Annotated in this window: 25 protein-coding genes, 2 tRNA genes and 1 riboswitch; of the genes, 15 read left to right on the forward strand and 12 right to left on the reverse strand. The window is 67.0% G+C overall.

Annotation, left to right across the window (positions count from 1 at the left end; translation table 11 throughout):
* Nucleotides 1–209: 209 nt before the first annotated feature.
* The 5 genes from B6S44_RS01715 to B6S44_RS01735 form a co-directional block, all read right to left on the reverse strand.
* Nucleotides 210–1,919 (reverse strand): MFS transporter, encoded by a 1,710-nt coding sequence (locus tag B6S44_RS01715; protein WP_129155062.1) that lies wholly within the window; start codon nucleotides 1,917–1,919, stop codon nucleotides 210–212.
* A 95-nt stretch (nucleotides 1,920–2,014) separates the two neighbouring features.
* Nucleotides 2,015–3,232, reverse strand: a complete 1,218-nt coding sequence (locus tag B6S44_RS01720) for an MFS transporter (RefSeq protein ID WP_129155063.1) — start codon at nucleotides 3,230–3,232, stop codon at nucleotides 2,015–2,017.
* Between the two features lie 175 nt (nucleotides 3,233–3,407).
* Nucleotides 3,408–4,367: an ABC transporter substrate-binding protein gene (locus B6S44_RS01725; RefSeq protein ID WP_129155064.1), complete on the reverse strand. Its 960-nt coding sequence runs from the start codon at nucleotides 4,365–4,367 to the stop codon at nucleotides 3,408–3,410.
* A gap of 43 nt (nucleotides 4,368–4,410) precedes the next feature.
* The gene (locus tag B6S44_RS01730) at nucleotides 4,411–5,154 is read right to left on the reverse strand and encodes an ABC transporter permease (protein ID WP_129155065.1); all 744 of its coding nucleotides are present in this window, start codon (nucleotides 5,152–5,154) and stop codon (nucleotides 4,411–4,413) included.
* Nucleotides 5,155–5,251: 97 nt separating this feature from the next.
* A riboswitch (TPP riboswitch) is annotated at nucleotides 5,252–5,348 on the reverse strand.
* A 60-nt stretch (nucleotides 5,349–5,408) separates the two neighbouring features.
* On the reverse strand, nucleotides 5,409–6,053 hold the full coding sequence (locus tag B6S44_RS01735) for a TenA family protein (RefSeq protein ID WP_129155066.1): 645 nt from the start codon (nucleotides 6,051–6,053) through the stop codon (nucleotides 5,409–5,411).
* Between the two features lie 229 nt (nucleotides 6,054–6,282).
* On the opposite strand from B6S44_RS01735, the gene B6S44_RS01740 reads away from it, so the two are divergent.
* On the forward strand, nucleotides 6,283–6,915 hold the full coding sequence (locus B6S44_RS01740) for a glutathione S-transferase family protein (protein WP_129155067.1): 633 nt from the start codon (nucleotides 6,283–6,285) through the stop codon (nucleotides 6,913–6,915).
* A gap of 32 nt (nucleotides 6,916–6,947) precedes the next feature.
* Here the strand turns inward: B6S44_RS01740 and B6S44_RS01745 are convergent, their stop codons facing one another.
* The gene (locus tag B6S44_RS01745) at nucleotides 6,948–7,379 is read right to left on the reverse strand and encodes a VanZ family protein (RefSeq protein WP_129155068.1); all 432 of its coding nucleotides are present in this window, start codon (nucleotides 7,377–7,379) and stop codon (nucleotides 6,948–6,950) included.
* 58 nt (nucleotides 7,380–7,437) lie between these two features.
* Nucleotides 7,438–7,512: transfer RNA gene (locus tag B6S44_RS01750), tRNA-Asn, on the reverse strand.
* Nucleotides 7,513–7,702: 190 nt separating this feature from the next.
* Here B6S44_RS01750 and B6S44_RS01755 point away from each other — a divergent pair.
* Nucleotides 7,703–7,776, forward strand: a tRNA-Cys gene (locus B6S44_RS01755).
* A 39-nt stretch (nucleotides 7,777–7,815) separates the two neighbouring features.
* Here B6S44_RS01755 and B6S44_RS01760 read toward each other — a convergent pair.
* Nucleotides 7,816–8,325 (reverse strand): hypothetical protein, encoded by a 510-nt coding sequence (locus tag B6S44_RS01760; RefSeq protein ID WP_129155069.1) that lies wholly within the window; start codon nucleotides 8,323–8,325, stop codon nucleotides 7,816–7,818.
* 107 nt (nucleotides 8,326–8,432) lie between these two features.
* Complete coding sequence (locus B6S44_RS01765) at nucleotides 8,433–8,825, reverse strand: YgaP family membrane protein (protein WP_248309392.1); 393 nt, start codon at nucleotides 8,823–8,825, stop codon at nucleotides 8,433–8,435.
* A gap of 169 nt (nucleotides 8,826–8,994) precedes the next feature.
* On the opposite strand from B6S44_RS01765, the gene B6S44_RS01770 reads away from it, so the two are divergent.
* The 3 genes from B6S44_RS01770 (at nucleotide 8,995) to B6S44_RS01780 (ending at nucleotide 12,020) form a co-directional block, all read left to right on the forward strand.
* The gene (locus B6S44_RS01770; protein ID WP_164985680.1) at nucleotides 8,995–9,636 is read left to right on the forward strand and encodes a protein-L-isoaspartate O-methyltransferase family protein; all 642 of its coding nucleotides are present in this window, start codon (nucleotides 8,995–8,997) and stop codon (nucleotides 9,634–9,636) included.
* A gap of 275 nt (nucleotides 9,637–9,911) precedes the next feature.
* Complete coding sequence (locus B6S44_RS01775) at nucleotides 9,912–11,273, forward strand: TolC family outer membrane protein (protein ID WP_129155560.1); 1,362 nt, start codon at nucleotides 9,912–9,914, stop codon at nucleotides 11,271–11,273.
* Between the two features lie 195 nt (nucleotides 11,274–11,468).
* Entirely contained in the window at nucleotides 11,469–12,020 is a 552-nt protein-coding gene (locus tag B6S44_RS01780) for a PopZ family protein (RefSeq protein WP_129155561.1), read from the forward strand.
* A gap of 50 nt (nucleotides 12,021–12,070) precedes the next feature.
* Here the strand turns inward: B6S44_RS01780 and B6S44_RS01785 are convergent, their stop codons facing one another.
* Nucleotides 12,071–12,286: a hypothetical protein gene (locus tag B6S44_RS01785; RefSeq protein WP_129155071.1), complete on the reverse strand. Its 216-nt coding sequence runs from the start codon at nucleotides 12,284–12,286 to the stop codon at nucleotides 12,071–12,073.
* 17 nt (nucleotides 12,287–12,303) lie between these two features.
* Nucleotides 12,304–12,789: a pyridoxamine 5'-phosphate oxidase family protein gene (locus B6S44_RS01790; RefSeq protein ID WP_129155072.1), complete on the reverse strand. Its 486-nt coding sequence runs from the start codon at nucleotides 12,787–12,789 to the stop codon at nucleotides 12,304–12,306.
* 120 nt (nucleotides 12,790–12,909) lie between these two features.
* Between B6S44_RS01790 and dps the strand changes: the two genes are divergently transcribed.
* The 5 genes from dps to B6S44_RS01815 all read left to right on the forward strand — a co-directional run bounded on the left by dps (nucleotide 12,910) and on the right by B6S44_RS01815 (nucleotide 19,055).
* Nucleotides 12,910–13,389: a DNA starvation/stationary phase protection protein Dps gene (gene dps, locus B6S44_RS01795; protein WP_129155073.1), complete on the forward strand. Its 480-nt coding sequence runs from the start codon at nucleotides 12,910–12,912 to the stop codon at nucleotides 13,387–13,389.
* Nucleotides 13,390–13,664: 275 nt separating this feature from the next.
* Nucleotides 13,665–16,493 carry a valine--tRNA ligase gene (locus B6S44_RS01800; RefSeq protein WP_129155074.1) on the forward strand — a complete coding sequence of 943 codons (2,829 nt, stop codon included), beginning with the start codon at nucleotides 13,665–13,667 and terminating at the stop codon, nucleotides 16,491–16,493.
* Between the two features lie 165 nt (nucleotides 16,494–16,658).
* Complete coding sequence (locus B6S44_RS01805) at nucleotides 16,659–17,240, forward strand: YqaA family protein (protein WP_126110433.1); 582 nt, start codon at nucleotides 16,659–16,661, stop codon at nucleotides 17,238–17,240.
* Nucleotides 17,241–17,443: 203 nt separating this feature from the next.
* Nucleotides 17,444–18,388: a hypothetical protein gene (locus B6S44_RS01810; RefSeq protein ID WP_129155075.1), complete on the forward strand. Its 945-nt coding sequence runs from the start codon at nucleotides 17,444–17,446 to the stop codon at nucleotides 18,386–18,388.
* Nucleotides 18,375–19,055: an SH3 domain-containing protein gene (locus B6S44_RS01815; RefSeq protein WP_129155076.1), complete on the forward strand. Its 681-nt coding sequence runs from the start codon at nucleotides 18,375–18,377 to the stop codon at nucleotides 19,053–19,055. The genes B6S44_RS01810 and B6S44_RS01815 overlap by 14 nt, the downstream gene beginning before the upstream one ends.
* A 237-nt stretch (nucleotides 19,056–19,292) precedes the next feature.
* Here the strand turns inward: B6S44_RS01815 and B6S44_RS01820 are convergent, their stop codons facing one another.
* Complete coding sequence (locus tag B6S44_RS01820) at nucleotides 19,293–19,931, reverse strand: DUF938 domain-containing protein (protein WP_129155077.1); 639 nt, start codon at nucleotides 19,929–19,931, stop codon at nucleotides 19,293–19,295.
* 93 nt (nucleotides 19,932–20,024) lie between these two features.
* On the opposite strand from B6S44_RS01820, the gene B6S44_RS01825 reads away from it, so the two are divergent.
* The 5 genes from B6S44_RS01825 to B6S44_RS01845 all read left to right on the forward strand — a co-directional run bounded on the left by B6S44_RS01825 (nucleotide 20,025) and on the right by B6S44_RS01845 (nucleotide 24,952).
* A complete protein-coding gene (locus tag B6S44_RS01825) occupies nucleotides 20,025–21,302 on the forward strand; it encodes a hemolysin family protein (RefSeq protein WP_129155078.1) in 1,278 nt (425 codons plus the stop codon).
* A gap of 50 nt (nucleotides 21,303–21,352) precedes the next feature.
* Nucleotides 21,353–21,892: a 2'-5' RNA ligase family protein gene (locus B6S44_RS01830; RefSeq protein WP_129155079.1), complete on the forward strand. Its 540-nt coding sequence runs from the start codon at nucleotides 21,353–21,355 to the stop codon at nucleotides 21,890–21,892.
* A 111-nt stretch (nucleotides 21,893–22,003) separates the two neighbouring features.
* Entirely contained in the window at nucleotides 22,004–22,822 is an 819-nt protein-coding gene (locus tag B6S44_RS01835; RefSeq protein ID WP_129155080.1) for a chromate resistance protein ChrB domain-containing protein, read from the forward strand.
* Between the two features lie 9 nt (nucleotides 22,823–22,831).
* A complete protein-coding gene (chrA, locus tag B6S44_RS01840) occupies nucleotides 22,832–24,229 on the forward strand; it encodes a chromate efflux transporter (RefSeq protein ID WP_129155081.1) in 1,398 nt (465 codons plus the stop codon).
* A gap of 96 nt (nucleotides 24,230–24,325) precedes the next feature.
* Nucleotides 24,326–24,952, forward strand: coding sequence for a pyridoxamine 5'-phosphate oxidase family protein (locus B6S44_RS01845; RefSeq protein WP_129155082.1), 627 nt, complete (start codon nucleotides 24,326–24,328; stop codon nucleotides 24,950–24,952).
* Nucleotides 24,953–25,064: the final 112 nt, after the last annotated feature.

Here is a 25,064-nt window from a genome sequence, read left to right on the forward strand (position 1 = left end):
GAAGCAGACAGGGTGGGCACGATGCGCAGAGCTTCGTCGAACTCGACGCGACACCCATAACAGGCTCGAGTTGACCGACATGTGTTCGGGAGGTTTGACGCGCGACATCAAGGCTCAAATTGTCCCGCATTTGCCTAAGCCGAGCGTGCACCAACCACATGAAGGGTTTCGCTCGCGCTTGCGGCGCTGAGCAGATTCGGTGCCGGCGTTCAGGGCGACGCCTGCGCCCGCTGGGTGGCGCGCAGCAGCTCGCGCGGCAGCGCGCCGGTCTGACGCTCGACCATGCGGTGCACGACCGGCGGCTCGGGCCCGATATGAAGGCCCCTGACCCGGTCGCCGATTTCGGCGTCGGCCTGGGTGGCGCGCTGGGCCTGGCGGACATATTCGACCCAGGTCGGGCTGTCATAGCGCTCGATCCAGAGCTCGGCATCGGTCAGGTCGCGCAGCAGCGACCAGTGGCGGGCACCGTCGCGGCGGCGGATGCGCCGGCGCTCCTCCATCGCCTTGAGGAACTCGACCACGTCCTCCTGCCTGATCCGCCATTCGATGGTGACGAAGACCGGGCCGCTGCGCGGCTCGATATCGACCGCGATGTCGGGCTTTCGCCAGCGGCTGAGCGGATCGAGATTGAGCGCCTCGAGCGGCGGCAGCCGATAGCGCAGCCCGACTGCTGCGCCGAGGACGAGTGCGACCGCCGCCGCGGTGAGGCCGCCGGCCGGGCCGGAATGGAGGGTGACCCAGCCCCAGGCCCAGCTGCCCGCGGCCATGCCGCCGAAGGCCGCCATCTGGTAGAGCGCAAGCGCGCGCCCCACCACCCAGCGCGGCGCCGACAGCTGCACCGTCGAATTGAAGGTCGAGAGCGCCAGCACCCAGCAGGCGCCGCCGACGGCAAGCGCCGGCATGGTGAGCCATAGGGTCGGGCTCAGTGCTACAATCAGGGCCGCGGCCGCGTAGGCCAGGAAGGTCAGGCGTATGAGCGTCTCGGTGCTGAAACGGCGGCGCAGCCGGGCGCTGACGAAGGCTCCGGCGACCGCGCCGGCGCCGAAGGCACCCAGCAGGATGCCGTATGTCAGCGGGCCGCCGCGCACGAGATCGCGCGCGACCAGCGGCATCAAAGCGAGACCGACGACGCCGCCGAAGCCGAAGAGGAAGGCGCGCAGGATGACGGCGCGGATATTGGGCGACATCGCGACATAGCGGAGACCGGCGCTCATCGCGATCAAGAACGTCTCGCGCGGCAGCAGGCGCTCGACGCGCGGCGGCTGCCAGCGGGCCAGCACGACGAGCAGGCCGACAGAGCTGAAGGCATTGACGATGAAGGCTGCGACCGCGCCGAAGGCGGCGACGATGGCGCCACCGATCGCCGGGCCGACGCTGCGAGCGATGTTGAAGGCGACACTGTTCAGCGTCACCGCCGCCGGCACCTCGGGTCGCGGCACCATGTCGCCGACCGAGGATTGCCAGGCCGGGTTGTTGAGCGCGTTGCCGCAACCGAGCAGGAAGGTGAAGGCGAGCAGCAGCCAGGGCGAGAGCAGCCCATACCAGGCGAAGACCGCCAGCATGATCGAAACAGCGAGCATGAAACCCTGTGCCGTCAGCAAGATGCGGCGGCGGTCGTAATTGTCCGCGATTGCGCCGGCGGCAAGCGAGAACAGCATCACCGGCAGCGCGGTCGAGGCCTGGACGAGCGCGACCATGTCCGGTGAATTGGAGAGCGAGGTCATCAGCCAGGCAGCGCCGACCATCTGGACGAGGCCGCCGAAGTTCGAGACAAGGCTTGCGATCCAGACCGCACGGAAGATCGGCTGGCGCAACGGCGCAAAAGCTGAATAGCGCCTGTCATCAGGCTTCAGGCCCTCGGCGGCGAGGTCGGCTTCGGCGGTCTCGGCCGTGGTCTGCGTGGCGGGCTCATGCGGCATGTCACAGTTAGAGCATGCCGGCGGGCGATGGGAAGCCGCGCTGCGCCATTGTCCGTCATCGGATGATTGGAGACCGTTTTCGGGTTTCGGCGGGTTTAACCCCGCCGATGCTCCACCTTCGGCAGGAACCAGGCCAGCAGGCCGATCGCCGGCAGGAAGGCGCAGATCCGGTAGACCGCCTCGATGCCGATCCAGTCGGCGACTTCGCCGAGGATCGCCGCCGCGAGTCCGCCGAGGCCGAAGGACAGGCCGTAGAACAGGCCGCCGATCAGGCCGATCCGGCCCGGCATCAGCTCCATCGCGTAGATCAGGATCGCGGCGAAGGAGCTCGCCATGATCAGGTTGATCACCACCGTCAGCACGCCGGTCCAGAACAGGTCGGCGAAGGGCAGGATCAGCGAGAAGGGCAGGGCGCCGAGGATCGAGAACCAGAGGATGCGGTTGCGGCCGACCTTGTCGCCAATGATGCCGCCGGCGAGCGCCCCGACCGCGGCGGCCGCGAGGAAGAGGAACAGCATCAGCTGCGAGCCTTGCACCGAGATGCCGAATTTCCCGATCAGGTAGAAGGTGTAATAGGAGCTGAAGCTCGACGAGTAGGCGTTCTTCGAGAACAGCAGGATGACCAGGATGGTGATCGCCAAGGCGATCCGGCCCTTCGTATGCGTGGCGGCGGCGGGTGCGGCAGTCGCGGCCTTCACCGGCTTCGGGGCGGTCGCGGCTGCCTTGCTCAGCTCGGCATAGCGGCGAGCCGTCCAGACCATCAGGATCATGGCGAGCAGGGCCGCGGCCGAGAACCAGGCGACGCTGGTCTGGCCGCGCGGCACGATGATGAAGGCGGCAAGCAGCGGGCCGAGCGCGCCGCCGCTCTGGCCGCCGACCTGGAAGATGCCTTGCGCCAGGCCCTGCTGGCCGCCCGAGGCGTTGCGGGCCATGCGGGTCGCTTCGGGATGGAAGATCGAGGATCCCAGGCCGACGCAGGCCGCGGCCAGCAGCAGCAGCGGGTAGCTGCCGGCATAGGCGAGGCCGATCAGCCCGGTCAGCGTGCAGCCCATGCCGACGACCATCGAATAGGGCATCGGGTTCTTGTCGGTGTAGTGGCCGACGACCGGCTGCAGCAGCGAGGCGGTGATCTGGAAGGTCAGCGTGATCAGGCCGATCTGGCCGAAATCCAGCGCATAGGCCGTCTTGATGATCGGGTAGATCGCCGGGATCAGCGACTGGATCATGTCGTTGAGCAGATGCGTCGCGCTGAGCGCGAACAGCACCGGCAGGTCGGCGCGGCGGGTGGAGGCGATCGGCTTGCTGACGTTCATGCGGATGATTTCGCCGGGCGCAGCTCTATTGCGGGCGAGGGTCCGCCGGATGGCCGCGAAGCCGGCTCATAGCATCGCGGCCGGCGCCAGACCCAGAGCGGCGCGCACAGGGCCGCCCTGACGTGGGCGCGGGATGGGAGGCGCCGGCAGCTGGGTCTGCCGACGCTCTCTGGTGCTACTTCACTTCGCCCGCGATCTCGGCGATCGCCGGGGCCTTGGTGATCAGCCCGCGCTCGACCAGGAAGGCGCCGAAGCGCTCATAGCGGCGCCGGTCGAGGGCGCGCGGGCGCTTGGCGAAGCGCGGCAGGGTGTCCGTCCAGGCCTGACGGTTGAGGGCGTCATCGAGATCGGGATGGGTGGCGATGAAGAGCTTCCAGGCTTCCTGCGGGTGGTTGGTCAAATAGAGCGCCGCCTTCTCGATGGCGTCGAGGAAGCGCGGCAGGCGGGTATCGCCCACGGCATCGCGGCGGGTGATCAGGATCAGTTCGTCATAGGCCGGCACGCCATGCTCCTCTGGGTAGAAGGCCGTGCCGGGATGGCCTTCGAGCTTCAGCTGCGTCAGCTCGAAATTGCGGTAGCCGCCGATGGTGGCGTCGACCCGGCCGCTGATCAGGGCGGCCGAGAGCGCGAAGTTGACGTTGACGAGCTTGACGTCGTCGAGCTTGAGGCCGGCCTTGGCCAGCATCTGGCCGAGCAAGGTGGTCTCGGTGCCGGAGACGGCATAGCCGACCGTCTTGCCCTTGAGATCGGCGAGGCTCTTGATCGGCCCGTCGGCCTTGACGATGACGCTGTTGAGCGGCGTCTCGACCAGCGTGCCGACGCGGACGATCGGGATGCCGGCGGCGTGGTCGAGATAGAGATTGGGCTGGTAGTGGATGCCGATATCGGCCTGGCCGGCGGCGACGAGGCGCGGCACGGCCGACGGGTCGGAAGGCGGCACCATGGTGACCTCGAGCCCGGCCTCCTTGAACAGGCCGAGCTGCTGCGCGACGACCAGCGGCGCATGGTCGGGATTGACGAACCATTCGAGCATCACCGTGAGCTTGTCGGCGGCGCTGGCCGGGCTGGCGAGGCTGGCCGCCAGGATGAGGCCGGTAGCGAGGAGGGCGCGTCTGGTCAGGGCGCGGAGGGTCATCGGGCGAAATCCTTCTGCGTGATCGGCTTGAAGCGGGGCGGACTCATTGCTCGCTCGCCCAGGGAATGAGGCGCGGGCCGAGCGTGTCGACGAGATGGCGCAGGACGAGGCTGAGCACGGCGAGCACCGTCATCGCGGCAAAGACCGTGTCGGTCTGCATGCGGGCATTGGCCTGGACCATGACGAAGCCGAGCCCGGCGGAGGAGCCGACCCATTCGCCGATCACCGCGCCGAGCGGCGCGAGAGGGGCTGCGACCCGCAGGCCGGTGAGGAGGGCGGGCATGGCCAGCGGCAGGCGGACATGGCGCAGCGTCTGCCAATGCGTCGCCGAGGTCAGCGCGGTGGCGTCGATCAGTTCCGGGTCGGTCCGGCGCAGGCCATCGGTGAAGGCAGAGGCCACGGGAAAGAAGATGATGATCGTCGCCATGATCACCTTCGAGCCCATGCCGAAGCCGAACCAGACGACGAGCAGCGGCGCGATGACGAAGACCGGGAAGGATTGCAGCACGAGCAGGACCGGCCAGAGCAGGCGCCCGAGCCGTGGCAGCGCCACGATGGCGAGCGCCGTCAGCGCCCCGAAAGCTGAGCCGAGCACGAAGCCGAGCGCGATCTCGGCGATGGTGGTCAGGCTATGGCTGAAGAGGAAACCGGGCTGGCGCTGGAAGGCTGCGGCGACGTCGAGCGGCGAGGGCAGGATGTAGCGCGGTGGCTGGAACAGCCAGATCGCGCTTTGCCAGGCGAGTAGCAGGACGAGAATGGTGCGCAGGGCCGGCGCGAGCGCGGCCATCATAGGCCTCGTGGAAGCCGAGCTTCGCTCTATCGCGTCCTGCGTCGTCAAGGCTCGCCTTTCCGGTGGAAGGCGGGCACGGGGATAAGCACTGACCAGGCTGCCCCGAGCGACTCCCTCCGCCAGCATGATCTGGTTCAGGTTCGAAGGGTGCTTCTCAGCCCGCCTTGCGGCGAACGCCCCCGTCTCTCGTAAACCCTTGTGGCAGAAAGGCTTGCGCCTGTCACGCCTGACTTAAGCCGGTGCGGCGTCGCTCAGGCTGCGTCGTAGGCCGAGTCGAAGAAGGCCTTCTCCAGTGCGACGGTGCGCAGGAAGAAATCACGGCTCGTCTGCGCCTCTTCCGGGCCGACGCGGTCGAGCTCGGCCCGCAGGAAGCCGACGAAGTCGCGGAAGTCGGGGTTGTCGTGCAGGGTGATCCATTCGGCATGGACGAAGTTCGCCGGCAGCGGCTGCGACGCTTGCTGCGCCCAGTCGAGATAGAGCCATTCGGCCACGACCAGCACGGAGAGGGCAGCGGCATAGGAGCGGGTCGCGGCCGCTTCGCGCATGATCGCCTTGAAGCCAGCGGTGGGCTCGGCGTCAGGACGCTCCGTGCGCTCGCGCTCGCTGACGCCGAGCGCTTCGAAGGAGCGCAGGAAATAAGTGTTCTCCTCGCCGCTGACCATGCCGATGAAGCGCCCGAAGCGGATGCGGGCCTCGAAGCTGTCGGCGCTGGCGAGCGCAGCGCCCAGCAGGGTCAGGAAGCTGTCGAGGAAGCGGTGGTCCTGGATCAGATAACGCGCCATGACCGCGTCGGACACCGTGCCGTCGAGCAATTCGGCGACGAAACGGTGGCCGACAGCCTGCGACCAGGCCGGCTGACTGGCAAGGCGGAGGGTCTCGGTGAAACGGGCGGTCATGAGGTCAGTGCCTTTCGCTGATCGGGCTTTCCCTATCAGGATCGCCCCGCAAAAACAGGCCGGGACGTAGAAACCTCTCCCCTCTTGTTGGGAGGGGTGGTGGTCGCAAAGCCGGAGCGATCGGCAAGAGCATGATGGCGCCGCATGAGGCTCCCGGGAAGAATGCTGACAGAGGCTGTCAGCCGGAGCGCCGTTAATACAGACCAATTAGTATGTATGGGAGGAAGCGATGATGAAGCTCTATGGTTTCGGGCCGACGCGGACCCTGCGAGCCCTTTGGGGGCTGAAGGAGCTCGGCGTGCCGTTCGACTACATTCATGTCGACCTGCTTGGCGGCGAGGCGCAGACGCCCGAGTTCCTGAAGCTCAACCCGGCCGGGAAGCTGCCGGTGCTGGTCGACGGCGACAATGTCCTGCCGGAATCGGCGGCGATCATCCTCTATCTCGCCGAGAAATTTCCGGAGAAGCGCCTGCTGCCGGATGATCTCGACGAGCGGGCGCAGGCCTATCGCTGGATCCTGTTCGCGATGACCGAGCTGGAGCAGCCGCTCTGGCGCATCACCAAGCACAGCTTCCTCTATCCTGAGGAAAAGCGGCTGCCGCAGGACATCGTGCTCGCCAGCGAGGAGTTTCGGCGCATGGCGGCGGTGCTGGAGGCCCATATGGACGGGCGCGAGTTCATCGTCGGCGACCGGATCGGCGCGGCCGACTGCGTCACCGCCTATCTGATGGACTGGGCGAACGAGCAGGGTCTGCTCGACGGCTCGCCGCGCCTTCAGCGCTATCTCGAACGCATGTATGCGCGACCATCGGCGCCGCAGCGGATCGCCGAAGCCTTCGCCAGCGTGCAGCCGGCGGCATAGCGGGGGTAACGGCTACTCCGCGGGCAGGCCGGTCAGTCCGGGCGGCGGGCCGTGGCAAGGGCGACGGTGCGCTTCGGCCAGAGGCGCTCGCACAGCGCCACGACGCCGAGGCCGGTCAGGCCGCCCAGGATCTTGACGAACGCATCCAGCGCGCGAGCATGCCGGCTCGCCTCGAAATGCTGGGCGAGTTCGAGCCCCGCGGCACCGGCGACGATGCACAGGAGAATCACGCCCTTGCGCGCCGGATAGGCGGTCGCGAGAGCCGCGGCGGCGACCAGATAGGCGACGAAACGCTCAATCTGCGGTCCCAGATGCGAGATATGCGGGCGGGCGCCGATCGGGGACAGGGTCGCGACGATGACGACGGCGACCGCAACCCAGCCGATCAGGGCGGCCCAGCGGCGCAGGGAAAGCTCGAGCCCGAAGAGCCGCATCGCCGTCTGCCGCGCCTCCTGCTGCGCCAATCCGTCTCCGGAAAGCAAAAAGGGCCCAAGCGGCCGCCGCTCAAGCCCTCGAAAATGCTGGCTCCCGGAGCAGGATTCGAACCTGCGACCAATCGATTAACAGTCGATTGCTCTACCGCTGAGCTATCCGGGATCGGTGGGCGGCGTATAGCGACGCCGCCGGCCGGGTGCAAGCCTTTTGCTGGCATCAAGGTGGAGAAAATCGTGGGCGCCCGCTCTGCCCCAGCGTCAATTCACATTGCCGAGAGAGTTTCGGTTGCGGCGCGCTGCGGCATGTGGTTATACGCCCGCCGAGGAGCGCGCTTCGGGCGGCGCTCCGGGATGGCCTCGTGGCGGAGTGGTTACGCAGAGGACTGCAAATCCTTGCACCCCGGTTCGATTCCGGGCGAGGCCTCCAAACTCCATCGCGGCGACGATAGATGCGCCGCGTTGCTTCTCAGACCCCGTAGACAAGATAGAGTATCGCCAGCGCTCCGCCCGAGAGCAGGCTGAGCTTGCCCATACGGCTGCGCAGGAAGGTCCCGACCGCGCGGGCGAGCGCTGCCAGGGCCAGCGCTGCGGCAAGGAGTGATCCGACAGCGAGCACGGTGAAGGCGATGACCTTCCAGGCGGGCGCGGCGCCGCCGGCGATCAGCAACCAGTCCACCACGATGCAGAGCGCCAGCAGTTTCAGCGCGGCCTGCCAGCGCTCTGCCCGGCTCGGCTGCCTGCGCACCGCGGTCCGTACCTGGCGCCTCGAAGGGCCGGTTGGGGCAGGGGAGCCGCCGGCGGGCTGGTATGCGGGCGCCCGGTCGGGGATCGCCTGGATGTCTCTGGTCCAGCTTTCGGAGATGCGCGCCTGATCGCGGATGATCTGCTCCTGCACCTGGTTCAGGTCGTGAAAGAAGCGATCCTGCCGGTTGATTTCATGTGTCTTGTACGGATCTTCGCCAGCCGGATACCACATCTCGACCCCCGTTTTTCGGCTTCCGTCGCAAATCCCTGATATCGGCAATCCTGGAGGAGCTTGCGGGCCGCAGAGGCGGTTTCGACTGCGTTGGCAATGTCGATCAATCAGTCCGGACGACGGCGCCTGAAGCGTTCCAGCACGCCGAGGCACCAGGTCGCGAAGCGCGCCATCGGCCGCCGCAACGGCGGTATGTCGGCCGCCAGCAGCATCAGTCCCAGCGGAAGCATCCAGACACCGAGGATCGGCAGGAACGAGAACACGCCGCCGATGATGAGGGCGAGCCCCGCCGGGATTCTGATCAAACGCGAATCGCGATGCCGGAGCCAGCGCATCGCCCGAGCGAGCCGGGGATGGAGTTCGGCTTCGATCCGCTTGAAGGCGGCTCTGAGTTCCTGTCTTCCTGATGAAAAACGCATCTCGCCTCGGTCGTTGCTGTTCCAGCGAAACGCGCAGCTTGCCCGATCGTTCTCGTTGGGGCGGCGGCGCTCGTTCTTCATGTGTGCCGCATTGGATTTTCTCCAAGACCGGCATACGCCGAATGAGATAGATCATGCGCCACCGGCACCAGCGCGCCCGCGACAGCTTGCCTTTTGGCGCCGCCTCGCCCAAAACCCGCGGGCAGGGGTCGAGGCGCCCGTCCGGGCGACTTCCTTCGGAGATTTGAGCATGAGCAGCTTCGCCGAACTGCGGCGCATGATGGTCGATTGCCAGTTGCGCACCTATGACGTGACCGATCGCGCCGTGCTCGCCGCAGCCGACGCGGTGCCGCGCGAGGCGTTCCTGCCGGGCGAGCTCACGCATCTGGCCTATCTCGACCGTCAGGAGCCGCTGCCGGGCACGAGCCGGGCCCTTCCGGCGCCGATGGTGAGCGCGCGCATGATCCAGATCCTGGATCTGCAGCCGGGCGAAGAGGTTCTCGAATATGGCGGCGGCTCGGGCTATGGCGCTGCGCTGATGGCGGCGATGGACGCCAGGACGACGCTGCTCGAGCCGGACGAGGCTGCGCTGGCGCTGGCGCGTGCCGCCTTCGCCCAGCCGGGCGTTCCGGCCGCCGAGCTGGTTGCGAGCCTGCCGGAGCACCGGCAGTTCGATGCCGTGCTGGTCAGCGGCGCCTGCGAGGTTCAACCCGAGCCGCTGTTCCGTCATGTCCGCCAGGGCGGACGCCTGATCGTGGTCGAGGGGCTGGGCCGTTCGGCACGCGTCATGCTCTATCGCAAGGCGGGCGAATCGTTTTCGGGGCGGCCAGTCTTCGACGCGGCGGCTCCCGTACTGCGCGAATTCCGCAAGGCGGAGGTGTTTGCCCTGTGAGTCGGATCGCCCTTCAAGGCGGTTTTCCCCAGAATGGGTAGTCCGTCGGTACTAATCACCGGCGGGAGTGTCGCATTTTTGCGGCAGTGCAGAAATGAAAGGCAGCCAGTTCCTCTCGCGACATTGGCGAGGCGCGCTGCAAAGCTTATGCTTTTAGACCGAGTGCCGAGGCTGGGGCGATGCCTGGGCGTGACTAGAGTCCGCACAAGAGGCGTCCAGTGATTATAACGCGACCGACTTTGAAGAAGACCGCGAGCCGTCTGGCGATCGCCGGCATGCTGGGAGCCTTGGCAGGCTCGCCGGCGCTGGCGCAGACGATGGACGCGGCGCTGGCGCGCGCCTATTCAGCCAATCCGACGCTGAATGCGCAGCGCGCCACGGTGCGCGCCACCAATGAGAACGTACCGCAGGCGCTGTCCGGCTATCGCCCGCGCGTCACGGCCTCCGCCGATATCGGCGCCAGCATCACCGACGGCGACACCCCGTTCAATGCGCAAGGCACGGGCAGCCCGCACAGCCGCAGCACCACGCGCCTCAATCCGCGCGGCGCCGGCGTCCAGGTCGATCAAAACATCTTCGACGGCGGCAAGACCCGCAGCTCCGTCAGCCAGGCCGAATCGCAGGTGCTCGGCGCCCGCGCGACCTTGCAAAACACCGAGCAGAACGTCCTGCTCGACGCCGCCACCTCCTATATGAACGTCTTGCGCGACACGGCGATCCTCAATCTGAATCGCAACAACGTCGAGGTGCTGGAGGAGCAGCTGCGCCAGACGCGAGATCGATTTCAGGTCGGCGAGGTGACCCGCACCGACGTCGCGCAGGCCGAGGCACGCCTCTCGCAGGCCCAATCGCAGGCGATCCTGGCCGAATCCAACCTGAAGACCTCGATCGCGCGCTTCCGCCAGAACATCGGCATCGAGCCGAAGCAGCTCGCGCCCGGCCGGCCGGTCGAGAACCTGCTGCCGAAATCCCTGCCGGCTGCGCTCAACGCCGCACTGACGGCGCATCCGGCCATCATTGCGGCGCTGCACGGCGTCGATGCGGCGGAGCTGCAGGTCAAGGTCACCGAGGCGGATCTATATCCGGTGCTCGGTGTGCGCGGCACCGTCCAGCAGCGCTACGACAACCAGTTCTTCGGCGACAACCGCACCTCGGCCAGCGCGGTCGCGACCCTGACGATCCCGCTCTACGAGGGCGGCCAGGTCTACTCGCGCACGCGCCAGGCCAAGGAGACGGCGGGGCAGCGCCGGATCGAGGTCGACACCTCGCGCGATACCGTGCGTGCGGCAGTGGTGTCGGCCTGGGGCGGGCACGAGGCCGCCAAGGCTCAGATCACGGCGGCGCAGGCCCAGGTCCAGGCCGCCGAGACGGCGCTCGCCGGCGTCCGCGAGGAGGCCAAGGTCGGCCAGCGCACGACCCTCGACGTGCTCAACGCCCAGCAGGAACTGGTGATCGCCCGTTCGACGCTGGTGACGGCGCAGCGCGACCGCGTCGTCGCGTCCTATGCCGTGCTGTCGGCGACGGGGCGGCTTTCGTCCGACACGCTGAAGCTCAAGACCGAGCGCTACGACGCCCGCAAGCACTATGATCAGGTCAAGGGCCTGCTCTGGGGCACGCAGACGCCGGACGGGCGCTGAACAGGCACGCTGGCCGGCGCGTAGACGCGCCGGCGCAACACTCCGGATTTCTCCTGTGGGTGGCCGCTAGGTCGCCTTGCCTGCTGGTTTCCCGGTGAAATACTCATGAGTGGGGCGCGCTGATTCCATGGGCGCTCCTTGAGTCGAGTGACCGGAATCAGCATGAGCGCGCAGCCCAAGGCCAGCGAACCCTCGATGGAGGAGATTCTCGCCTCCATCCGGCGGATCATCGCCGATGACGAGAAGCCTGCCGAGCCGCAGCCGGAGCCCACGCCGGAACCGGTCGCGCTCGCTCAGCAGCCTGAACCGGAACCCGAGCCGGAACCCATCGAAGACGATGTGCTCGATCTCGGCGCCGAGGCAGAACGCATCGAGGAGGAGCCGGCTGCGCCCGTCGCGGCATCGGCTGATGACATCGACTTCGTCGAGCCGCAAGCTTCGGTGCAACCGGAGCCCGAGCCCGAGCCGCCGCAGCCTGTCGCCTTCGTGCCGCCCCCGGTTCAGCCGCAACCTGCGCCGATGGACATGGCGGCGCTGATTTCCGACCAGGCCGGCGCCGCGGTGCACAGCGCTTTCGGCGCGCTCGCCAACACCGTGCTCAGCAACAATGCGCGCACGCTCGAAGACCTGGTCAAGGACATGCTGAAGCCGATGCTCAAGACCTGGCTCGACGACAACCTGCCGACCATGGTCGAGCGGCTGGTGCGGGCCGAGATCGAGCGCGTCGCCCGCGGCGGGCGACGCTGAGGTCAGGAGCCGGATCCGATCAGGTTGAATCAAGCTGATCGGAACGGGCTCTAGCGGCGCCGTCGCCGAGCTTGCGTCCGAGGTTGCCCGAACGCGCCGCCTTCGTTCAGGCTCTGGATCGCATAACCGGCGAGCGCCATCAGCGCGGTCTGCGGCCCGAGGCGCGAGACGAGAAGCTGCATGCCGAGCGACAGCGGGCGGGGATAGCGGCCCGAGGCTGCCTCCGAGGCGACCCAGGCGCCGACGAGGTGGACGAGAAGTCTCATCGTTTTACTCCCGGTTTTCAGAGCAGGACCTTGCGATTGCTGCCGAGCTCTGGCCGCGAGCCGGTGACGGCGGCAGCCATCATCTTGACCGAGGTCACGATCTTGCCGGGGCTGTCCCAGAACTCCGCCAAGGCCGGGCGAACCTTCAGGATGCGGATATTCGGATCGTCCTGGCTTTCCCAGAAGGCGCGGGCCGCCGTCGACCAGAGCTCGGCAATCCGGTTGCGGTCGTCGAGCAGATTGGCCGTACCGGTGACCGAGACATATTTGTAAGAGCCGTTGTCGCCGAAGCAGAGGCAGACGTTCTCGTTGATCTCGATCTCGTCGTCCTTGTGATTGCGCACATCGGTCAGGAAGTAGATCGCATCCTCGTCGCGGCGAGGATGGGCGCTCATCGGGCGGGCGCGAAGCTGGTCGTCATTGCCGTCATGGCTGACGAGCATGCACAGGCCGATCTCCTCGATCAGCTCCCAGGTCCTGTCCTGGTCGGTCTTGTGGGTCATTGGGCGGCTCCTTTGTGATCTCCACCAACCGTCGAAGCGGGGCCGAGGTTCCGTTTCCGCCGGTCGCGGAATTGCCGGCTTTGCTGGTATGGTCTTCTTCCACGAGGCGCGAGGTTCCCGATGGCCAAGCTCAAGTCCCGCAACGACCTGAAATCCAACACCAAGACGGCGATGATCGAATTGCTCAACGCCAGGCTCGCCGATGGCATCGATCTCGCGCTCGTCACCAAGCAGGCGCACTGGAACCTGAAGGGGCCCGGCTTCATCGCCATCCACGAGATGCTCGACGGCTTCCGCGGCGAGCTCGACACCCATGTCGACACGGTGGCGGAGCGGGTGGCGCAGCTCGGCGGAATCGCACTCGGGACGGTGCAGGTCGTCGCCGGCGCGACCAAGCTCAAGACCTATCCGACCGATATCGTCGCGGTGAAGGACCATCTCGCCGAGTTGATCGAGCGCTATGCCGAGGCCGCGAAGTCGGTCCGGGCGGCGATCGACGCCGCCGACGAAGCCGGCGATGCCGACACGGCCGACATCTTCACCGCCTATTCGCGGGCGCTGGACAAGGCGCTCTGGTTCCTGGTGTCGAGCGCGGCCTGAGAGCGCTTGCGAATTCTACTGGTGCGGCCGGCTGACACGGCCGTCTGCGCTTCCGGTGCTCACGGACATAGGTCCGCTCCGCTCCGGTTCTCGACGACCGCGCCATCCGTCACGCGCCAGCGAATTCTCAAGCACTCTCAGTAAGGCGGGGCGGCCCTTGCGTCGAAGCCGTTGACGCGGGCCCGTCCCATGCGCTCTTAAGGCCGCAGACCTTTTGGCTTTCGTTTTTCGCGGCCGGGGCAGGCTCCCCGGCCGTTTGGCGTTCGAGCAGAGCGATGATGGACAAGACATTCGAGCCGGCCTCCGTCGAGGCGCGCATCAACAAGGCCTGGGAGGAGGCGGATGCCTTCAAGGCGGGCCGCGGGGCGGCGCCCGGCGCCGAGCCCTATTGCATCGTGATCCCGCCGCCGAACGTCACCGGCTCGCTGCATATGGGCCATGCGCTCAACAACACGCTGCAGGACCTGCTCTGCCGTTTCGAGCGCCTGCGCGGCAAGGACGTGCTCTGGCAGCCCGGCACCGACCATGCCGGCATCGCGACGCAGATGGTGGTCGAGCGCAAGCTCGCGGCCGAGAACAAGACCGATCGCCGGACCATGGGCCGCGAGGCCTTCCTGGCCGAGGTCTGGAAGTGGAAAGAGGAATCTGGCGGGACGATCGTCAACCAGCTCAAGCGTCTCGGTGCCTCCTGCGACTGGTCGCGCGAGCGCTTCACCATGGACGAAGGTCTCTCGGCCGCCGTGCTCAAGGTCTTCGTCGGCCTGCACAGGCAGGGGCTGATCTACCGCGCCAAGCGGCTGGTGAACTGGGATCCGAAGTTCCAGACCGCGATCTCGGACATCGAGGTGCTGCAGCTCGAGAAGACCGGCTCGTTCAAATGGCAGCGCGGCGGCGAGGAGGCGTTCGACGCCGCCAAGCTCGAGAAGGCGCTCGCCAAGGACCCGAGCGGCCACCTCTATTATTTCGACTATCCGATCGAAGGCGCCGCCTACGATCCGGAGGATGCCTCGACCTACATTTCCGTCGCGACGACCCGGCCGGAGACGATGCTGGGCGATACCGGCGTCGCGGTGCATCCCGAGAACGAGACTCTCAAGGGCCTGATCGGCAAGAACGCGGTGCTGCCGCTGGTCAAGCGCGTCATCCCGATCTTTGGCGACGACTATGCCGACCCGGAGAAGGGCACCGGCGCGGTCAAGATCACCCCGGCGCACGACTTCAACGACTTCGACGTCGGCAAGCGCCATTCGCTGAGGGTCGTCAACATCCTGGACGGTGAAGCTCGCATCCTGATTCAGGACAATGCCGACTTCCTGGAAGGCGCTGCGCCCGAGCGCGAGACGCTGGCGCTGCACGGCCTCGACCGGTTCGCGGCGCGCAGGGCCGTGGTCGGGCTGATGGTGGAGCGCGGGCTGCTGCGCAAGGTCGAGCCGAACACCCACACCGTTCCGCATGGCGACCGCTCGGACGTGGTGATCGAGCCCTGGCTGACCGACCAGTGGTATGTCGACGTCCAGCCGCTGGCGCAGCGCGCGCTCGCAGCGGTCAAGGACGGCAAGACCAGGATCACGCCGGAAAGCTGGACCAAGACCTACAATGACTGGCTCGAGAACATCGAGCCCTGGTGCGTCTCGCGCCAGCTCTGGTGGGGACATCAGATCCCGGCCTGGTACGGGCCTGACGGGGAATGCTTCGTCGCCGAAACGGAAGCGGGCGCTCAGGCGTTGGCGCTCGGCCATTATGGCGGGCCGGTCGAACTCAGGCGCGACGAGGACGTGCTCGACACCTGGTTCTCGTCCGCCCTGTGGCCGTTCTCGACGCTCGGTTGGCCCGAGGAGACGGCCGAGCTCAAGCGCTACTATCCGACCGCGACCTTGGTCACCGGCTTCGACATCATCTTCTTCTGGGTCGCCCGGATGATGATGATGGGCCTCAACTTCATGGACGAGGTGCCGTTCCGCGACGTCTATCTCCACGCGATGGTTCGCGACGAGAAGGGCGCGAAGATGTCGAAGTCGAAGGGCAACGTCATCGACCCGCTCGTGCTCATCGACACCTATGGCGCCGATGCGCTGCGCTTCACCTTCGCGGCCATGGCGGCGCAGGGGCGCGACATCAAGCTCGCGACCTCGCGCGTCGAGGGCTACCGCAACTTCGCGACCAAGATCTGGAACGCGGCGCGCTTCGCCGAGATCAATGGCTGCCTGCGGGCCGAAGGCTTCGATCCGGCTGCCGTCAAGCTGCCGCTCAACCGCTGGATCCTCTCCGAGGCGGCGCGCACGGCCGAGACGGTCGCCGCCGGCATCGAGAGCTTCAGGTTCAACGAGGCGGCGGACGGCGCCTATCGCTTCGTCTGGGGCCAGTTCTGCGACTGGTATCTCGAATTGTCGAAGCCGGTGCTGCAGGCCGAGGAACTGGATGCAGCCGGGACCGCAGCGCGGGTGGAGACGCAGGCGACCGTCGCCCATGTCATCGACCTGATCTGCCAGCTGCTGCATCCGTTCATGCCGTTCCTGACCGAGGAGCTCTGGGCGCAGAAGGCCAATGCCGGCGCGCCCCGCGTGGTGCCGGCCGGGGAGGCGGGCCTTGTCTGCCTGACGCGCTGGCCCGAGCTTTCCGCGCTGGTCGACGAGACGGCCGAGGCCGAGATCGGCTTCGTCGTCGACCTCATCTCCGACATCCGCTCGATCCGCTCGGAGACCAACGTGCCGGGCGGAACGCAGGTGCCGCTGGTGCTGGTCAAGGCGAGCGCGGCGACGCGGGCCGCCGTCGAGGCCTGGGCGCCGATGATCGAGCGGCTGGCGCGGCTTTCGGCCATCGAGTTCGCCGGGGAGGCGCCGGGCCAGTCGGCGCAGATGATCGTGCGCGGCGAGGTGGCGGCGCTGCCACTTGCCGGCATCATCGATCTCGACGCCGAGCGGGCACGCCTCGCCAAGGAACTCGCCAAGCTCGACCAGGACATTGTCGCGGTCGAGCGCAAGCTCGGCAATCCCGACTTCATGGCGCGCGCGCCGGAAGAGATCGTCGAGGAGAACCGCGAGCGCAAGGCGGCTGCCGAAGCCCGCAAGCTGAAGATCAGGGAGGCGCTGGAGCGGCTCGCATGAGCTGCTCCCGCAATCTCGTCACGAAAGCGTCGCGCTGTTGACGCCCATCTGCGCAATTGACTCTAGCCCAAGAGATAACTGGCCTGACCGCGCCAGATAGATTAATGCATGGGACGCAGGGCAGACCTGCAACCGGCGCGAGAACCCAGGAACGGTTTCCCCTTCATGCTCAAGCGTGCTTACGACTGGTGCGTTTCCTATGCGTCGCATCCCGGAGCCCCCTGGCTGCTCTTCGCCATCACCTTCGTCGAAAGCTCCGTCAGCCCGCTGCCGCCGATCCCGCTGCTGATCCCGATGTGCATCGCCAGGCCTGACCGGGCCTGGTTCTATGCCGGCGTCTGCTCGCTCGGCGCCGTCACCGGCGGCTATCTCGGCTATGCGATCGGGGCGCTGCTCTATGAATCGGTCGGCGCCTGGCTGATCGGAATCTACGGCCTGCAGGAGAAGGCGGCGCACCTGATCCACACCTCGCAGGACTATTGGTTCTGGGTGTTGCTGACCAAGGGCCTGACCCCGATCCCGTTCAAGATCGTCACGATCATGTCCGGCTTCCTGCATTTCGACATCTGGAAGTTCACGGTCGGCATGGTGATCTCGCGCGTCACCTTCTTCGCGATGATCGCGGTCGCGCTGCGCTACTATGGCGATGACATCCGCATCTTCATCGAGAAGCACCTGCCGATGACGGCGCTGGCGCTGGCGGTGGTCGTCATTGGCGGCTTCTTCGTGCTGCCGATGGTGCTCTGAGTCTCTGTTTATTGCATTTTCTTCACGCGAACCGGTGTCCACTTCGCTCGAAAATGCTTTAGCGAAAAACCCTCAGACGCCCGCAAGCTGCTGACGGACCGGTTGCACGCCGCCTGACCTTCGGGCGGCGTTGCCTTATGGTCGCCCGAGGATGCAGCCGCGGAGAGTTCGATGCGCTCACTCCAACGATCGAATGGTGGCACATGAGCGGCCGCCGCCCCGATCTCGCCCAGCTCGACTTCGGCAATTTCGCCCGGCAGTTCGACCGCTGCCTGCGTCAGGATCGCGTCATCGCCTTCTCGCAATGGCGCGACATCGTCGCGGCGGTACCGCCCGGCCTGCAGGATTTCTTCTGGCGCGTCGTCGAAGTGAATCTCAGCCCGGCCGGTGAGACGCGGCTGCGCGCCTTGCGGGAATGGAGCGCCTTCTACGGCGAAATCCTCGACGCCCGCTTCCGCCGCCCCTCAGCCGACCGGCCGCAGTTTCGCACGACGAAGCAGGCCTTCGATTCCTATTCGGCGATCTTCTGGCGTTTCGGTTCGACCGATGCGCGCTTCGATTTGAGATTCGGCCGACTCGTCCTGCTGGCGCTGCGCAAGGAAAGCAGCACGATCGCGAACCACGGCAAGGGCTCCTATGACGACCTCCTGGTGGTGATGCGCCGGACCGGGCGCTTCCGCGAGCTGACGAGCTTCCCGATCTGCACCGAGCCGGGCGCGCAATATTCACAACGCGCCGGCAGCGGCGACAAGCGCTACAAGGGCGTCGGGTTCAAGAAGGCCGACGGCGTCGATATCAACAAGGACGGCATCAAGGATGCCGGTCGCATGACCGAGGGCACCTACCAGTATTTCGAGAAGAAGGGCGGCTTCCTCGGGGACCGGGCCTTCCAGGTGAAGAACACGCAAATCGCCGAGCGCGACACCGACGGCGACGGCCGCTTCACCCAGGACGACAAGAGCCGGATCGACCCGAAAGGGGCGGGGACCAGCATGTACATCCACCGCGGCGGGGCGGACAATGTGCTCGAGCCCAATACCTGGTCGGCCGGCTGCCAGACGGTTCCGAAGAACCGCTACCCGATCTTCCTCAAGGCGGTCGGGAAACCCAACGCCTTCTACTATGTGCTGGTCAATGCCGCGTCCTGAAGTCCTTGCAGCCGGCTTGATGGCGGCCCTGCTGTTCGCTGCTCCGGCGGCGCGCGCGCAGTCTGAAGCCGTCGCCTCGGCGCCGGCCGGGCAGGTCGCCTGCTCCTTCGGCGCCTTCGTCAGCGAGACCGATCCGGAGGGGCTGAACGTCCGTGCCGGGCCGGGTACCGGCAACAAGGTGGTCGGCACGCTGCCGCCGGTGAAGCTCAGCAGCGACGATCCGCCGGTGCGTGCGATGGTCGAGGTCGAGGTCAGCGCCGGCGCCAATGGCTGGTTCCGGATCGCCAAGGCCCGCGACAACGAGGCGCTGACGGATGCTGCGCCACGGCCGATGTTCAAGGGCTCAGGCTGGGTGAGTGGGCGCAAGCTCACTGTGAAATCGCAAGCCAATGCCGGTCGTCAGCGACCCGATGCGAAGGCGCCGGCGGTGCTGACCGGTCAGGAGGGGGCCGGCTTCGACGGCGATGCCTTCGTCCAGAACGGGCGCCTCATCGGCTGCAATGGCAAATGGGTGCTGGTCGAATACGGCCCGTTCCCGGAGGGCAGCGAGGCCCTGTCCGGCGTCGAGATCAAGCCTGCCGCCAAGGCGGGGGCCGAGGCCGGCCGCGTCCGCGCCTGGGTCGACCGCATTTGCGCGACGCAGGAAACCAGCTGCGACGGTGGGTAGGGCGCGGGGAACCCCTCCCCCTTGTGGGGAGGGGCAGGGGTGGGGGTCGCAAAGCCGGAGCGATCGGTAGAACTTCGCAGCACGCAGCTGCTGCCACTCCCGTTTCCTGCCGGCGATCGCCAGGCGGCACCACCCCCATCCCCATACCCTTCTCCACAAGGGGGAAGGGAGGAGCCCAAGCGATCTCCCCTTGCAAGGAACCGCAAAGGAAAGACACATCGTTCAGGTTTGAAATGCCTATCGCTTCCGGAACACCACGCTGAGATTGTTGGCCGGCATCGCCGTCACCTCCGGCTCGCCGAAACCGGCGGACCGGGCGAGATCGGCGACTGCCTCGAGTTCGCGCAGGCCCCATTTCGGATTGCGCCGGCGCAGGCTGTCGTCGAAGACGGCATTGCTCGGCGCGAGTGGCACGTCGCTCTGGCGATAGGGCCCGTAGACATAGAGCGGCCCGCCCGCTGGCAGCAGCTCCGCCGCGTGCCGGATCAACCCCTCCGTTGCCGCCCAGGGCGAGATGTGGATCATGTTGATGCACAGAATCGCGTTGGCCTCGGTGACGAGCCAGCGTGGCGCGGTCGCGTCGAGGCGGACGGCCGGGAGCAGATTGGGCAGGGCACTCTCGCTTGCCCAGGCGTCGATGCTGGCGAGTGCGGCCGGATCAGGATCGCTCGGCTGGAAGATCAGGTTCGGGAACGCCGCGGCAAAATGGACGGCGTGCTCGCCGGAGCCGCTGGCGATCTCGAGAACGCGCCCCTGTGCTGGCAGAACCTCACGCAGTACGGCGAGGATCGGTTCGCGGTTGCGCTGCGTCGCCGGGGCGAGCTGGCGGGGATCGCCTTGATGGTGATCGCCTCGATGGGGATCGTCCTGGGGCATCGTCTTCTCCCATCGCGTTCGGCCGTCAATGCGTTATAAGCGGCTCAGAAGCAGACCGATACAGAGTGCGGCCCTGCAGTTTCCGAGCCGGTTTTGTTAACCGAGATATTGATCGTCGTCGTCCTCACCGTCATTAACGGTGTCCTCGCCATGTCGGAACTCGCGGTCGTCTCGTCCCGGCCGGCGCGGCTCAAAGTCCTCAGCGATCAAGGCAGCAAAGGCGCCGCGAAGGCGATCAAGCTCGCCGAGAATCCGGGCCGCTTCCTGTCCAGCGTACAGATCGGAATCACGCTGGTGGGCGTGCTCTCCGGCGCCTTCTCCGGCGCGACGCTCGGCGCGCGCCTGTCGGAATGGCTCGGTACGCACGGGCTGTCGAATGCCGCCGCCGACGCGCTTGGCGTCGGTACCGTCGTCGTTCTCATCACCTATCTTTCGCTGATCCTCGGCGAACTGGTGCCCAAGCAGATCGCACTGCGCGATGCCGAGCGCGTCGCCGCGCGCGTCGCGCCGGCCATGGTGGTGCTGGCCAAGGTCGCCTCGCCATTGGTCTGGCTGCTCGACGCCTCGGGCAAGCTCGTGCTGGCGCTGCTCGGCCAGAAGGGCGAGCCTGAGGAGACGGTCACCGAGGAGGAGGTCCGCACCATCATCGCCGAGGCCGAGAATGCCGGCGTGCTGGAGCGCGACGAGCGCGAGATGATCTCGGGCGTGATGCGCTTCGCCGACCGCTCCGCAAGGGCGCTGATGACGCCGCGGCGCGAGGTCGAGGTGATCGACCTCTCCGATACGACCGACGAGATCAAGGCGCAGGTCCGCGCCACCAAGCGCTCGCGCTTGCCGGTGCAGGACGGCGAGGCCGACGCGATCATCGGCGTGGTCACCGTCAAGGACATGTTCGACGCGCTCTCGGACGGCGACGGCCGCGACCTGCGCAGCCTCGTGCACGAGGCCCCGGTGGTGCTCGACACCAGCGGGGCGCTCGACGTGCTGCGCGCCATCCGCGCTTCCAACGTCCATCTCGCGCTGGTCTTCGACGAGTACGGCCATTTCGAGGGCATCATCACCTCGAGCGACGTGCTCGAGGCGATCACCGGCGCCTTCCAGGAGGACGAGGCCGACGAGCCACCGATCGTCACGCGTGCGGACGGCTCCTTCCTGGTCGCCGGCTGGATGCAGGTCGACGAGTTCTCGCACGAGCTCGGCATCCATGTGCCGCGCGATGCCGACTACCAGACCGTCGCCGGCTTCGTGCTGGCCGAGATGAACCGGCTGCCCAATGTCGGCGAGAGCTTTCAGAAGGGCCATTGGCGCTTCGAGGTGGTCGATCTCGACGGCAGGCGCATCGACAAGCTGCTGGTCAGCCGGGTGGATTGAGCGTTCGGCGGGCTGCAGTTCGACTGGAAGGTTGATACGAAGAGCGCGTCATGCTGGGCATTACCTTGTGCGCGAGCTCCGCTACCAAACCCTTCTGGGACCACGTCGATGCGGCTTCGGCCTTAGAGGACGTCCCGTCGATCCGAAGGCTCGGCTATCGGCCCCATCTCACGCTGACGCGCGATTCGACGATCGAACCCTCCGTGCTCCGAAAGGGTATGGAGGTGTTCGACGGTGAAGCCGCAATCTCGCTCTCCTTCGATCGGGTCGATTTCTTCGATACCGACCCGATCGTGCTCTGGTTGGCACCTCGGTACGATCAGCGGTTGCTCGACCTGCATGGCAGGCTGCATGCGGCTCTGGAGCCGGAGGGTCCAACCCGTGATCCCAACTATGCCCCAGAGCGGTGGAAGCCTCATCTGACCGTCGCAATGGCGATTCCGGTTTCGAGGCGATCGGATGCGCTGAAGTTGGTTTCGCGATCGGTCGATGCGTTCGAGCTGACATTCGACAGCGTGGATTGCGTCTCCTGGCCGCCCGTACAGGTCCTGCACAGGCTGGCTCTGGCCGAACGGTCGCACAGCCGTTGACGCTAGCCATGCCCGGTGATCTAAGCTTCTCGCAGGGGCTTATCGCGACCGCCCCGTGAGGCGTCAGCCCAAGGATCGCGTCCACATTCCTTAGCTCAAGGATGGACGCTCATGTCTTCCAACATCCAGATTACACCTGCGCAATTGTCCCGGCTCGTCGGCCTACCCGATGCGCCCGTTCTGATCGACGTCCGCATCGACGAGGACGTCGCTGCCGATCCGCGCCTGCTGCCGGCCTCGGAACGCCGCAGCCATCGCGACGTCGCCGCCTGGGCCGGCGCCTATGCCGGCCGCAAGGTCGTTGTCATCTGCCAGAGGGGGCATAAGCTCAGCGAAGGTACTGCTGCCTGGCTGAGGCATGAGGGCGTCGAGGCCGAGAATCTCACCGGCGGCTTCGAGGCCTGGCGCGAGGGCGGCGGGCTTCTGGTCGAGACGGGCAAGCTGCCGAAGCGCGATGCCGCCGGGCGCACGCTCTGGGTGACGCGGGCGCGGCCCAAGGTCGATCGCATCGCCTGCCCCTGGCTGATCCGCCGCTTCGTCGATCCAAATGCCGTCTTCCTCTTCGTCTCGGCCTCGGAGGTGCCGGCGGTCGCCGACCGCTTCGCGGCGACGCCGTTCGACATCGACGGCGTGTTCTGGAGCCATCGCGGCGAGCGCTGCAGCTTCGACATCATGATCGAGGAATTCGGGCTGTCCTCGCCCGCGCTCGACCAGCTCGCCACGATCGTCAGGGCGGCCGATACCGCGCGGCTCGACCTCGTGCCGCAGGCGGCCGGCTTCCTTGCCGCCTCGCTCGGCCTGTCACGGATGTATCGCGACGACCTGGCACAGCTCGAAGCCGGCATGCTGCTCTATGACGCCTTCTATCGCTGGTGCCGGGATGCGACCGAGGAAACCCATAACTGGCCGTCCGTGCCGGTGAAGAGCTGAGGACGGGCGATGACGATCGCGACGAATGAAGGGGCGGCCATGGCCGCCCCGGCCACTCCGTCACTCGCCGAGGCGACGCGGGTGTGGCTGAAGATCGGCCTGCTCTCCTTTGGCGGGCCGGCCGGGCAGATCGCGCTGATGCACAAGGAGCTGGTCGACGAGCGCCGTTGGATCGGCGAGCGCCGGTTCCTGCATGCGCTCAACTACTGCATGCTGCTGCCGGGCCCGGAGGCGCAGCAGCTCGCCATCTATATCGGCTGGCTGATGCACCGGACGATCGGCGGGCTGATCGCCGGCCTGCTCTTCATCCTGCCCGGCGCGCTGGTGATGTGGGGCTTGAGCCTGCTCTATGTACTCTATCGTCAGGTTCCGCTGGTCGATGCGATCTTCTTCGGCGTCAAGGCGGCGGTGCTCGCGGTCGTGATCGAGGCGGGCCTCAGGATCAGCAAGCGGGCGCTGAAGAACCGGGCGATGGTCGCGATCGCGATCGCGGCCTTCCTGGCGCTCTTCCTGCTCAAGGCGCCGTTCCCGCTCGTCATCCTCTGCGCCGGGCTGATCGGCTGGCTCGGCCATCGCTGGGCGCCGGCGCTGTTCGGCGGCGGCGGCCATGCCGGCAAGGACGGAGCGCCGGAGTTCAAGGGCGTCGTCGACCTGATGTTCGAGCGCGGCGAACTCACCCATGCCGAGCCCTCGGCGGGGAGGGCGCTCAAGGTGCTGGCGGTCTGGCTGCCACTCTGGCTCGGGCCGGTGGTGCTGCTCTGGGCTCTACTCGGCGGCGGCAATGTCTTCACCCAGATCGGCGGCTTCTTCAGCGCCATGGCGGTCGTTACCTTCGGCGGCGCCTATGCCGTGCTGGCTTATGTCGCGCAGGCCGCGGTCGAGACCTATGGCTGGCTCGTCGCCGGCGAGATGGTCGACGGGCTAGGCCTTGCCGAGACGACGCCCGGCCCGCTGATCCTGGTGCTGCAGTTCGTCGGCTTCCTCGCCGCCTGGCGGGCGCCTGGCGGGCTCGATCCGCTCGTCGCCGGCAGCCTCGGCGGACTCCTGACCGTCTGGGTCACCTTCGCGCCCTGCTTCCTCTGGATCTTCCTCGGCGCGCCCTACATCGAAGCACTGCGCGGCAACAAGGCGCTCTCGGCGGCGCTGACCGCGATCACTGCCGCGGTCGTCGGCGTCATCGCCAATCTGGCGCTCTGGTTCGGCCTGCATGTGCTGTTCAGGGTGGTGCAGCCGATGGTATTTGGGCCTTTGGTGCCTGACCTGCCGGTTCTGGCTTCGCTCGACTGGCGGGCCGCCGTGCTCGCTGCGGCGGCGATGATCGCGCTGCTGCGCTTCAAGCTCGGGATGATCCCGGTGCTGGCCGCCTGCGCTGCGGCGGGCGTCGTGCTCGTGAGGCTTCCGGTGTGACGCAGGTTGTTGCGCAGTGTGGAATTCTGAACTGCTGACTGCAGTGATTGCGATCCGGCGGTGAAATGGTCATCTCGATGGGCGGAGGCCCATGAGATGACCCACCGTTTCCTTGAGATCGCCACGACACCGGCCGTGAAGGCAGCGCAGGAGGCGCAAGGCAGCCGGCGCGCCTATGCCCGGCAGGAGGAGGGCGAGCCGCATAATGACCGGCTCGGCGAGGCCGAGGCCGGTTTCATCGCGGCGCGCGATTCCTTCTATCTGGCGAGCGTGTCGGAAACCGGCTGGCCTTATCTGCAGCATCGTGGCGGCCCGGCCGGCTTCCTGCGCGTGCTCGACGAGACGACGCTCGGCTTCGCCGACCTGCGCGGCAACCGGCAATATCTCAGCCTCGGCAACCTCACGGCAGACGACCGGCTCTGCCTGTTCCTGATGGATTACGGTCACAAGGCACGGCTGAAGATCTTCGGCCGGGCGCGCTTCCACGATCTCGCCGCCGAGCCGGAGCTGGCCCAGCGCCTGATCGTGCCGGGCTATCGCGCCGTGCCGGAGCGCGGCATGACCATCAAGGTCGAGGCTTTCGACTGGAACTGCCCGCAGCACATCACGCCGCGCTTCAGCGAGGCCGAGCTGGCGCCGGCACTCGCGCCGGTGCGCCAGCGTCTTGAAGAACTCGAAGTGGAGAATGCCCGGCTGCGGGCCGAGCTGGCGGTACGTGCTTGAGGCAGACCGTTTCATTCCTCCCCGTCATTCCGGCCGTAGCGAAGCGGAGTGCCGGAATCCATCGTAGAGCGCGGCGGTCTTCGATGGATTCCGGAGCTGCGCGCCTTCGGCG

The organism is Allobosea sp. Tri-44 (assembly GCF_004123845.1).
Lineage (GTDB): Bacteria > Pseudomonadota > Alphaproteobacteria > Rhizobiales > Beijerinckiaceae > Allobosea.

Coding starts and splice junctions, on each gene's coding strand:
- B6S44_RS01725 (WP_129155064.1), bottom strand. CDS start 4,367: ATGACCCTCCGCGCCCTGACCAGACGCGCCCTCCTCGCTACCGGCCTC.
- B6S44_RS01835 (WP_129155080.1), top strand. CDS start 22,004: ATGTCTTCCAACATCCAGATTACACCTGCGCAATTGTCCCGGCTCGTC.
- B6S44_RS01775 (WP_129155560.1), top strand. CDS start 9,912: ATGCTGGGAGCCTTGGCAGGCTCGCCGGCGCTGGCGCAGACGATGGAC.
- B6S44_RS01715 (WP_129155062.1), bottom strand. CDS start 1,919: ATGCCGCATGAGCCCGCCACGCAGACCACGGCCGAGACCGCCGAAGCC.
- B6S44_RS01760 (WP_129155069.1), bottom strand. CDS start 8,325: ATGTGGTATCCGGCTGGCGAAGATCCGTACAAGACACATGAAATCAAC.
- B6S44_RS01785 (WP_129155071.1), bottom strand. CDS start 12,286: ATGAGACTTCTCGTCCACCTCGTCGGCGCCTGGGTCGCCTCGGAGGCA.
- B6S44_RS01780 (WP_129155561.1), top strand. CDS start 11,469: ATGGAGGAGATTCTCGCCTCCATCCGGCGGATCATCGCCGATGACGAG.
- B6S44_RS01740 (WP_129155067.1), top strand. CDS start 6,283: ATGATGAAGCTCTATGGTTTCGGGCCGACGCGGACCCTGCGAGCCCTT.
- B6S44_RS01810 (WP_129155075.1), top strand. CDS start 17,444: ATGAGCGGCCGCCGCCCCGATCTCGCCCAGCTCGACTTCGGCAATTTC.
- B6S44_RS01770 (WP_164985680.1), top strand. CDS start 8,995: ATGAGCAGCTTCGCCGAACTGCGGCGCATGATGGTCGATTGCCAGTTG.
- B6S44_RS01800 (WP_129155074.1), top strand. CDS start 13,665: ATGATGGACAAGACATTCGAGCCGGCCTCCGTCGAGGCGCGCATCAAC.
- B6S44_RS01830 (WP_129155079.1), top strand. CDS start 21,353: ATGCTGGGCATTACCTTGTGCGCGAGCTCCGCTACCAAACCCTTCTGG.
- B6S44_RS01730 (WP_129155065.1), bottom strand. CDS start 5,154: ATGGCCGCGCTCGCGCCGGCCCTGCGCACCATTCTCGTCCTGCTACTC.
- B6S44_RS01765 (WP_248309392.1), bottom strand. CDS start 8,825: ATGAAGAACGAGCGCCGCCGCCCCAACGAGAACGATCGGGCAAGCTGC.
- chrA (WP_129155081.1), top strand. CDS start 22,832: ATGACGATCGCGACGAATGAAGGGGCGGCCATGGCCGCCCCGGCCACT.
- B6S44_RS01720 (WP_129155063.1), bottom strand. CDS start 3,232: ATGAACGTCAGCAAGCCGATCGCCTCCACCCGCCGCGCCGACCTGCCG.
- B6S44_RS01735 (WP_129155066.1), bottom strand. CDS start 6,053: ATGACCGCCCGTTTCACCGAGACCCTCCGCCTTGCCAGTCAGCCGGCC.
- B6S44_RS01845 (WP_129155082.1), top strand. CDS start 24,326: ATGACCCACCGTTTCCTTGAGATCGCCACGACACCGGCCGTGAAGGCA.
- B6S44_RS01805 (WP_126110433.1), top strand. CDS start 16,659: ATGCTCAAGCGTGCTTACGACTGGTGCGTTTCCTATGCGTCGCATCCC.
- B6S44_RS01790 (WP_129155072.1), bottom strand. CDS start 12,789: ATGACCCACAAGACCGACCAGGACAGGACCTGGGAGCTGATCGAGGAG.
- B6S44_RS01815 (WP_129155076.1), top strand. CDS start 18,375: ATGCCGCGTCCTGAAGTCCTTGCAGCCGGCTTGATGGCGGCCCTGCTG.
- dps (WP_129155073.1), top strand. CDS start 12,910: ATGGCCAAGCTCAAGTCCCGCAACGACCTGAAATCCAACACCAAGACG.
- B6S44_RS01820 (WP_129155077.1), bottom strand. CDS start 19,931: ATGCCCCAGGACGATCCCCATCGAGGCGATCACCATCAAGGCGATCCC.